Raw genomic sequence first — 9,003 nt, 5'->3', positions numbered from 1 at the left:
ACATTCCGGCGCTCAGCGCCTGACCGAACCGAAGATCACGCGGAAGCCGTCACACACCACGCCAGCGGACTTGACCGGACCAGAACGTCCACGTGCGGTGTCACCATTCGGCCAATCACGACGCCTTCTGAGATAGGCGTGGGACGCCGGCGCACGAGGCCGGACGGCGACGAGGAGGGCGCGATGGGCGACTTGCAGCGGCCACGAGAGCCGGTGTCCAACGACGCGCTGCTGCTCACACCTGAGGAGGCTGCACAGGTGCTCCGCGTCGGCCGCACCAGGATCTACGCCCTCATGAAGGCTGGCGACTTGCACGGAATCCATATCGGCCGCAGCTGCCGCCTCTCTCGGGCGGAGCTGGAGCGCTATGTCCGCCGCATGGAGGATCCCGAGCCGGCCCTACTCCGGCCGAAAGTGCGCGGACGGATGACCCTGAACCAGCGCGAACTATTCGAGCTGGATCCCCCACCGCCGGACGCCGCGTGAATCCACAGGCAGCCCGCCCGTGCCGAAGGAGTCCCGGACACTGGGCGTCCGCTCGGGAGCGGTGAGGAGCAGCTGATGGTGGGACGCGCGGCGAACGGTGAGTCGACGATCTACCAGGACGCCGAGGGGCGCTGGCACGGCTACGTCTCCGTCGGCTTCACCCTCATCGGCAAGCTCGACCGCCGGCACGTCACCGGCAAGACCCGGGCCGTGGTCGTGGCGAAGGTCCGCGACCTGGAGCGCAAGCGCGACGCCGGCACCCTCAGCGCCGTCTCCACCCCGACCGTCGCCGACTGGCTGGAGCACTGGCTCACCACCATCGCCCCGCGCCGGGTGCGGCAGCGGACGCTGGAGAGCTACGAGTCCGCCGTCCGCAAGCACCTGATCCCCGGGCTCGGACGGCACCGCCTCGACCGGCTGCGCCCCGAGCACCTCGATCAGCTCTACACCGCGCTCCTCGACGCCGGCTACTCCCCCGCCACCGTGCTGCGCCATCACCGCATCCTGTCCCGAGCGCTCACCGTTGCCATGCAACGTGGCCACGTCGCCCGCAACGTGGCCGGGCTCGTCGATCCACCGGCTCAGAAGCAGAGCGACATTGCCACCGCCCTCGACCTCGGCGAGGCGCGCGCCGTCCTGGGCGCCGCCGCGGACGTCCGCAACTCCGCCCGCTGGACCGTCGCCCTCGCCCTCGGCCTACGGCAGTCCGAGGCCCTGGCGCTGCAGTGGCAGGACGTCGACCTGCTCAACAACACGCTGACCGTCCGGCGCAGCATCCATCGCGTCCGGGGCGGCGGGCTCATCTACGAGGAGCCGAAGACCCGCCGCAGCCAGCGCACGCTCGCCCTCCCGATGCCGCTCGTCGCCGAGCTGCACCGGCACAAGGTCGCGCAGCTCGGCGAGCGGATGCTGGCCGGCTCCGAGTGGCACGACGAGGACCTCATCTTCGCCCAGGCCAACGGTCGGCCGATCGACAAGAAGACCGACTACGACGACTGGACGCGCCTGCTGCAGGAGGCCGGCGTCCGTCACGTCCGCCTCCACGACGGCCGGCACACCGCCGCGACGCTCCTGCTGAGCGAGAACGTGCATCCGCGCGTGGTCATGGAGCTGCTCGGCCACAGCCAGATGCGCACGACCATGGACATCTACAGCCACGTCATGCCGGCGCTGGCGCGCGAAGCCGCCGACCGGATGAGCGCCCTGCTCCTGCCAGGTAAGGGTGGGCAAACTGCAACCACAACTGCAACCAGAGACGACTCAGGCCGCTCCCCAGAAGGGGAACGGCCTGGTCATCCGGGTGGAGCTGAGGGGACTCGAACCCCTGACCCCCACACTGCCAGGGCGGCTGAGTGGGGTCCAGGGCGGTACGCCAGAGTTCATTTGCGCAGGTCAGAAGGTTGCGTTGTCATCTGCGGACTCCTGCGGACGACCATGAATACCGTCGTCAGGCCACCATGGTGGCACCACACGGCAGCCGCCTGACCGACCGTTGAGCGCCGCCTGAGCAGCTGACGATCGGACGGCCTCCTCACCTCGGGGCTCGTGATGCGCTCACCTGGACGATGCACGGCTATTTGGTCATACTTCCGACCATGACGACTCTGTCGCTCGCGGACGCCAAGGCGCACCTGTCGGCCCTTGTGGCCCGGGTCAGCGGCCAGCACGAGCGGGTCTACGTGACGGTCCACGGCAAGCCGTCGGCCGTCCTGGTGGCGACGGAGGATCTCGAGTCGCTTGAGGAGACGATCGAGATCCTGGCCGATGCCGAGACGATGCGGCGATTGCACGCCTCGGATACCGAGCTGGCCCGTGGCGATGTGGAGACGCGCGAGGAGCTGGACGCGGCCATGCGTCGGCGCCTCGGCTCCAGTTCGTGACCGAGGAGCGGGCGGACTACGACCTAGCGATCACGCCGACCGCCCGCCGCCAGCTCGCCGAGAACCTGCCCGAGGCGGTCGCCGCGGCCGCATATAAGTTCATCACCGGCCCGCTGCTGGACAACCCCCATCGGGTCGGCAAGCGGCTTCGTCCCCCGCTCGAGGACCGGCACAGCGCGCGCCGCGGCACCTACCGGGTCATCTACCGCATTGACGAGGACATCCACACGGTGACCGTCGTCGATGTCGCCCATCGTCGAGATGCGTATCGCTCCGGCCATTGACCACCTGTCGCTACGTTACTGCCGAGGACAGAATCACCAACCGCCAGATTGCGAGTTCGCTGGTGTGCGGTTCGCGGTTGTCCGCCCCCGTACGGATGTGCAGGTCAACGAGGCAGGCCGGTCGGGGGCGAACGGTGCTGGATGACCGTGAACGCCATGCTGTGGCACACACGCTGGCACACAACACCACCAGTCGAGGCGATTGGCTGCCCTCCGCCCGGTCCGCGCCCTCGCCGTCTTTCCAGCCTGAGGCGGAAAAGCTCGTCAAGCCGATCGGCCAACCAGGCGAGCCGGGCCCGAATGGAGCGAGCCTGCAATCCCGCGCCGGCCGCGGTGAGGATCAGCGCGGTTCTTCGAGCGTCAAGCGTGGACGGAACACGCAGGAGACCGGTCGATTGGGCTCGGTCGACGAGCCGACTGGCCGTGGAGGGCGCCACGTCGGCCACGCGGGCGACGTCGCCGATGGTGACTTCCTGGCTGGCGGCGGCCCCCCGAGCGCATGCCTCGACCACGAGCAGGCTCGACATCTCGACCGGAGCGTCGTCCTCCGTGATGATTTTGTAACTGGGTGCGCTCCAGACCCACAGGTCCGGTGGACGGCCTTGCTCACCTAACAGTCAGACCACAGCGCCGTCCTCGCGACGCGGACTGGAGGTCCGCCGCCCGGCGGCGACCGGAGCCTCGGGCCGCGGCGGCCAGCGTCGGTCCAAAGCCACGGTGAGCGGGACGGCGACCGACACCGTGGAGATGGTGCCGGCGATGGTGCCGAGGATCAGAGCGAGGGCGAAGCCGGTCAACGAGTCGCCGCCGAGGGCGAGCAGGGCTGTGACGGTGGCCGCGAAGAGCGTGTGCGGGAGCGCGAGGTAGACGAGGACTGGCCCGTCGGCGCACCGCACGATCGGCCGCAGGTCCTCGGCGGAGGTGACGTCGGCGGCCACATACCGCAGCTGGCGGCACAACGCCGCCCGATGGGCGAAGTCGACCTCGGCGGCGTGCTCGGCGAGTGCAGCGGCAGCCTGCTGCCTGAAGGCGTCATCGTCCCCATCCTCACGGCCGACGCCGATGATGGTGAGGGCGTCGGGCAGTCGGCCCGCGCGCTGCAGATGCGCGAGGGCCGGCAGAAGGTAGCGCCTGCTCAGGTCACCGCCGGCACTGAGGAGCAACAGGGTCGAGGGCACCGGTCCTACCTCTCCGCGTCTTGGTCCGCTGCGCCGGGGCCGCTCAATTCTGGATGGCAGCAAACGCCAGGCAGGCCAGGGTCAACAGCAGGCCGGCGCCGAGGGTGATGCGAGCCATGTAGGCGTGGCGCATGGTCGTTCCTCCGTCGTAAGCGTTCAGACCCAGGCGAACCGTTCGGTGTGGATGCGGTCGGCGGGCACGCCGATCGTGGGAAGAGCGGCTTCCATCGCGTCGAGCATCGGGTTGGGGCCGCAGGCGAAAAACTGGAACCGCCGGTACCCGGAAGGCAGGTGGCGGCGCAGCACGTCGACGGTGACGTACCCGGTTTCCCCAGTCCAATCCGAAGGTGGCTGCTCGAGCACGTGCACGACCCGCAGGTTCATCCGGTCGGTCAGCTCGTCGAGTTCCGCACGGAACGGGATACTGTCCCAGTCCCTGTTGGCGGCGAAGAGCACCACGGGCCGGACGTCGCCGCGATCGGCCAGCGTCCGAACCATGCTCATCGCCGGGGCGAGACCGACGCCGCCGGCGATCAGGACGTACCCGGCACCCTCGTACTGGTCGATCGAGAACGCCCCATGCGGGCCATCGACGTAGACGGTAGTGCCCGGTGCCACCCCGCCCACGGTGGAGGTGAAGTCGCCGGCGGCCTTGATGGCGACGGCGATCGTGCCGCCGTCCTCGGCGCTGGAGGCCAGGGAGAAGGGGTGGGAGGTGACGGTGAACGGGGACCGGCCGACGGTGATCCAGGCGAACTGCCCCGGGGCGAACTGCAGTCCGTCGTGCCCCTCGGCGCGGAGGGCGAGGACGGTGGTGCCTCCGGGCTCGGGGACGACCCGGTCCACGGTCCAGGGCCGGCGGCGCAGCCGCAACGGCCGCAAGATCCGCACCCAGATCAGCAGCCCGACGAACGTCGCCGACATCAGGCCCCAGAGCACCTGCTTCCCGACGCTGTCGACGTAATAATTGACCAGCAACACATGAATCAGGGCGGCGAGGACCGCAACGACCGCCAGGACGGCGTGCGTCAGCTGCCAGGCCTCGTAGGACAGCCACAGCCGCCGGCGCCACACCGACGTCGCTACCAGGACGAGCAGGGCGAGCGCCGCCGCCACCCCGAACCGGACCCGCCACGGCGTGTCCGGAGAGAACAGGGCGGCGACCAGGCCCCAGTCCGCCGACAGCGCCACATGGACCATGACGAAGGTCAGTCCGATGTAGCCGATGTGCCGGTGGAACTGGACCACCGCGTCGGTGCCGAACGGCTCAGCCACCGCGCGGATGCGGGCGACGAGCGCGAACTCCACCCCCATCAGCGCCAGCCCGACAAAGCCGAGCGCGACGGAGAAGTCGGTCCAAAAGCCCTGTCCCGCCCGGTTGGTGCCCACCAGCGCGAACACCAGCGGAGCCAGGCAGATCCCGACGAACACCGCCAGCCAGACGATCCCGCGGGCGACCGGCCTCATGCCGCGCTCCCTGGCGTGCTACCGGCGAGCCCACCGGCCTTCCGGCGGGGTCCGTATCGGGAGCGGAAGAGCAGGTAGGCGACCGGCCCGGCGAGGATGGGCAGCCAGTAGGAGGCCAACCTATACATCAGCGTGGCCAGGACCGCCTGACCGGTGGCCACGCCGGCGAGCGTGAGGGTTCCGTACAGGCCGGCCTCGACGAAGCCGAGCCCGCCAGGGGTGATGGGGATCATCCCCAACAGCAGGGCGGAGGCGAAGACCAGCAGCACCAGCGAGGGGTGCGGACGGCTGCTGCTGGCGGCCAGGGCCGCCAGCAGGGACAGGTAGTCGAAGCCGAGCTTGCCGGCCACGGCCAGCAGCGCCTTCCACCAGCCGGCGCCGAGTACCGCGCGCACGGCGTTGCGCTCCTGCAGCAACCGCTGCGGCAGCCCCGTTGACGGCGGACGGCGGCGGACCAGCCGGTTGCGCAGGGACTGCACGGCTCCGGCCGCGGCGACCAGCGGCCGGTCGGCGACCAGCACGGCCGCGCTGAGAGCGGCGACCAGCACGAAGACGGCCCCACCGAGGATGGCTGACTGGAGCAGGGTGCGGGGTACGTAGACGCCGGTGAGCACCGCGGGCAGGGCCAGCACCGGCAGGAAGAGGACGCTGGCGGTCTGCAACACGGAGAAGGCGGTCAGCCCGGTGACCGCGGTGGCCGGTTCGATGCCGGCGCGGCCGAGCATGCGGAACTGCAGCGCCGCGCCGGCGGCCGCGCCGCCGGGCACGACCCGGCTGAACGCGTTGCCCGACAGCTGGGCGGTCGCCACCGGGAACCAGGCGGTGGTGCGCAGCGCCATCCGCTGCAGCACGAGCAGGCAGCAGAGGCTGGCGACCTGCCCGGTGACGACGGCGGCGAACCACCCTGGGGCGATGTCGGACAGCTTCGGCCAGGACGCGAAGACCTCGGTGACTTGCGGCGCGAACAGGTACAGCGCTACCCCCATCACCGTGAGCAGGAGCACCCGCCCGACGCGGATCCGCCCGACCGGCGTCCGGGTGATCCGCTCAGCTCGCGTAGCCCCCACCCCCCCAGTCGGCCGGCCCGCTCACGGGCGACCGCGCCGGCCAATGGGGCTGAAGCGGCCGGGGGCGGCCCCGCCGGCCCGGATCAGGTGCATGACGGCGTTGATCAGCGCCAGGTGAGAGAATGCCTGCGGGGTGTTGCCCAAATGCCGGCCGCTGTGCGCGTCCAGCTCCTCGGCGAGCAGCCCCAGGTCGTTGGCGTGGTGCAGCAGCAGCCGGCACAGGTCGTCGGCGCGGGCGGTCTCGCCGATCTCCACCAGCGCGGAGACCAGCCAGAACGAGCAGATGACGAAGGTGCCCTCCTCGCCGGACAGGCCGTCGTCGGTCTCCTCGACCCGGTAGCGCAGCACCATCTCGTCCTCGGTGAGCTCGTCGGCGATCGCCAGCACGGTGGCCCGCGCCCGCGGGTCCTCGGGCGGCAGGAAGCCCATCAGCGGAATTAGCAGCGCCGAGGCGTCCAGCGCGGTGCTGCCGTAGAACTGGGTGAACACGCCGCGTTCATCGACGCCGGAGGCGCAGACGTCGGCGTGGATCTCCTCGGCGGCCGCGCGCCAGCGCGCGGCCTGCTCAGTGGCGCCGCAGAGGTCAGCCAGCTTGGCGCCGCGGTCGGCGGCCACCCAGCAGAGCACCTTCGAGGAGGTGAAGTGCTGCAGCGCGCCGCGGACCTCCCAGATGCCGGAATCGGGATGCCGCCAGTGCACCAGCGCCTGCTCGACCTGCCGTTCCACCAGCGGCCACAGCCGGTCGGGCAGGGCGCCCACGGCGGTGGTGTGCAGGTAGATGGAGTCCAGCAGCATACCCCAAACGTCGTGCTGGGCCTGATCGTAGGCGCCGTTGCCGATCCGCACCGGACGGGAGCCGGCGTAGCCGGACAGGTGCTCGAGCTCGACCTCGGTCAGCGTCCGCTCGCCGCCGATGCCGTACATGATCTGCAGTCGGTCGGTCTCCCCGCCGGCGACCTCGGCGATGAAGTCGAAGAAGTCGCCCGCCTCCGCGGTGAACCCGAGCGTGTGCAGGCCCCACAGCGTGAAGGCGGCGTCGCGGATCCAGGTGTAGCGGTAGTCCCAGTTGCGCTGCCCGCCGAGCTCCTCGGGCAGGGAGGTGGTCGCTGCGGCGACCATCGCGCCGGTGGGCGCGTACACCAGCCCCTTAAGCGTCAGGGCGCTGCGCTGCATGTGCGCCCGCCAGGGATGGTCGGGAAAGGTGCCGCCGGCCAGCCAGTCTCGCCAGTACGTGCCCGTGTACTCAAGCCGCTCGTGTGCCTCGGCCACCGAGCCAGGTGGTGCGGCGCCGGCCCAGGACAGGGCAACGACGGCCTCCTCACCGGCGGTCAGGACGGTGCGCCAGCCCACGCGGGCGCCCTCCGCCAGTAGCGGCCGGTCACTGGTCAGACGCAGCGAGAGCCCTGAAACGGGGTCGCTCGCCGACGCCTGTCCTTGCGTGGCGGGATCCAGCTGCCAGGCCGGCGCATGGCGGCCGTAGTCGAAGGCGGGGGTGCAGTCCACGCTCAGCTCGACACTGCCATGTTCGCAGCGGGCGGTGCGCAGCAGGACGTGCGCGGCCCGCTGGCCTGAGGCCTCGCGGCGGTAGGGCGGCAGGTCGCCGCAGGCGTCGTCGTCCCAGGGGGCGACCAGCAGCGCGTCGGTCACCGTCAACCAGCCGGAGCTTGTCATGTACGTCGTCTCTAGCACGAGCGTGCCCGGCAGGTAGCGTCGGGTGACTGGTACCGAGGTCTCCGTGGGGGCCAGCGTGAAGGTGCCGGCGTCGCGGTCGAGGACTGCGGCGAACAGGCTCGGCGAGTCCATCCGCGGCGCGCACAGCCACTCCACCGCACCGCGGGAGGTCACCAGGGCGATGGTCTCCCCGTCGGCGAGAAGCGCGTAGTCCTCGATCGGCGGAAAGCCCTGGGTGCGGTCGACATGTGTGTCCCGGGGCGAAGAGTCCGGACGGCTCATGACGGGTCGGCCGGCGTGCTGGAGACCGCCGCCGGGTCGTAGGTCGCCACCGGCACCTGCAGCGTCACCGACCCGGCGCCGGTGAAGGTGAAGGTGATCTCCACGCTGGTCCCGCTGCGCAGCTCCTCTCTGAGCCCGGTCAGCTCCAGGTGCGGGCCGGCCACGTCCTGCAGGTCCGCCACCCCGCCGGCCGGCACCGGCACGTCGATCGACGACGTCGCGGCCTCCCCGCCCTGGCGGAGGACGACCTCGGCGGCCTCCTCGCTGCTGACAGCGGATAGCGTGTCGTCGGCGTCGCCGTCGTTGGCCACCGTCAGCAGCAGCTCCGCGCCGCCTTCGGGCGTGTGGGTGCTGCCCCGCTCACCCGGCGAGGCGATGTACACGTGCAGCAGCCGCAGGTCACCGACCTGCCCCTCGACGCTGTCGAGATCCGGACGGCCCACGCTCGGACTCAACGGCGAGCCGTGCTCGGCCTCGTCCTCGCCGCACCCTGCCCCCACCAGTCCGACGATCAGCAGCAGCAACAGCAGAGGAGCGGCGGTGGGAACCCAGCCCGTGCCGCGATCGACATGGAGCATTACGACCCTCCCAACGCATCTCGCCTGACCGACGGACGAGCTCAAACGGTGCGGTCGGTTGCTCGACCCCGGAGCCTCTTACCCTGGTGACACCGTCGGAACCCTCGTTC

9 protein-coding genes are annotated in these 9,003 nt (G+C 70.7%); 4 read left to right on the top strand and 5 right to left on the bottom strand.

The window, feature by feature from the left end:
- The first annotated feature begins 183 nt into the window (after window positions 1-183).
- From GCU60_RS18910 to GCU60_RS18895, 4 genes are all read left to right on the top strand, one after another.
- Window positions 184-486: a helix-turn-helix domain-containing protein gene (locus tag GCU60_RS18910; protein WP_163208043.1), complete on the top strand. Its 303-nt coding sequence runs from the start codon at window positions 184-186 to the stop codon at window positions 484-486.
- Between the two features lie 75 nt (window positions 487-561).
- The gene (locus tag GCU60_RS18905) at window positions 562-1,971 is read left to right on the top strand and encodes a tyrosine-type recombinase/integrase (RefSeq protein WP_163208041.1); all 1,410 of its coding nucleotides are present in this window, start codon (window positions 562-564) and stop codon (window positions 1,969-1,971) included.
- Between the two features lie 110 nt (window positions 1,972-2,081).
- Window positions 2,082-2,366: a type II toxin-antitoxin system Phd/YefM family antitoxin gene (locus tag GCU60_RS18900; RefSeq protein ID WP_176832633.1), complete on the top strand. Its 285-nt coding sequence runs from the start codon at window positions 2,082-2,084 to the stop codon at window positions 2,364-2,366.
- The gene (locus tag GCU60_RS18895) at window positions 2,363-2,650 is read left to right on the top strand and encodes a type II toxin-antitoxin system RelE family toxin (protein ID WP_091382421.1); all 288 of its coding nucleotides are present in this window, start codon (window positions 2,363-2,365) and stop codon (window positions 2,648-2,650) included. Before GCU60_RS18900 ends, GCU60_RS18895 begins: the two co-directional genes overlap by 4 nt.
- Before the next feature lie 617 nt (window positions 2,651-3,267).
- Here GCU60_RS18895 and GCU60_RS18885 read toward each other — a convergent pair.
- From GCU60_RS18885 to GCU60_RS18865, 5 genes are all read right to left on the bottom strand, one after another.
- On the bottom strand, window positions 3,268-3,828 hold the full coding sequence (locus tag GCU60_RS18885) for a hypothetical protein (protein WP_158548612.1): 561 nt from the start codon (window positions 3,826-3,828) through the stop codon (window positions 3,268-3,270).
- A gap of 156 nt (window positions 3,829-3,984) precedes the next feature.
- Window positions 3,985-5,295, bottom strand: a complete 1,311-nt coding sequence (locus tag GCU60_RS18880; protein WP_091382417.1) for a ferredoxin reductase family protein — start codon at window positions 5,293-5,295, stop codon at window positions 3,985-3,987.
- Window positions 5,292-6,362: a lysylphosphatidylglycerol synthase transmembrane domain-containing protein gene (locus GCU60_RS18875; protein WP_163208039.1), complete on the bottom strand. Its 1,071-nt coding sequence runs from the start codon at window positions 6,360-6,362 to the stop codon at window positions 5,292-5,294. Before GCU60_RS18875 ends, GCU60_RS18880 begins: the two co-directional genes overlap by 4 nt.
- A gap of 21 nt (window positions 6,363-6,383) precedes the next feature.
- Entirely contained in the window at window positions 6,384-8,315 is a 1,932-nt protein-coding gene (locus GCU60_RS18870; protein ID WP_135144167.1) for a glycoside hydrolase family 15 protein, read from the bottom strand.
- Window positions 8,312-8,893, bottom strand: a complete 582-nt coding sequence (locus GCU60_RS18865; RefSeq protein ID WP_091382413.1) for a copper chaperone PCu(A)C — start codon at window positions 8,891-8,893, stop codon at window positions 8,312-8,314. Before GCU60_RS18865 ends, GCU60_RS18870 begins: the two co-directional genes overlap by 4 nt.
- Window positions 8,894-9,003 lie beyond the last annotated feature (110 nt).

The sequence above is a fragment of the Blastococcus saxobsidens genome (assembly GCF_010682065.1).
GTDB classification, from domain to species: domain Bacteria; phylum Actinomycetota; class Actinomycetes; order Mycobacteriales; family Geodermatophilaceae; genus Blastococcus; species Blastococcus saxobsidens_B.
This window is presented reverse-complemented; position numbering and strand designations above follow the sequence as displayed.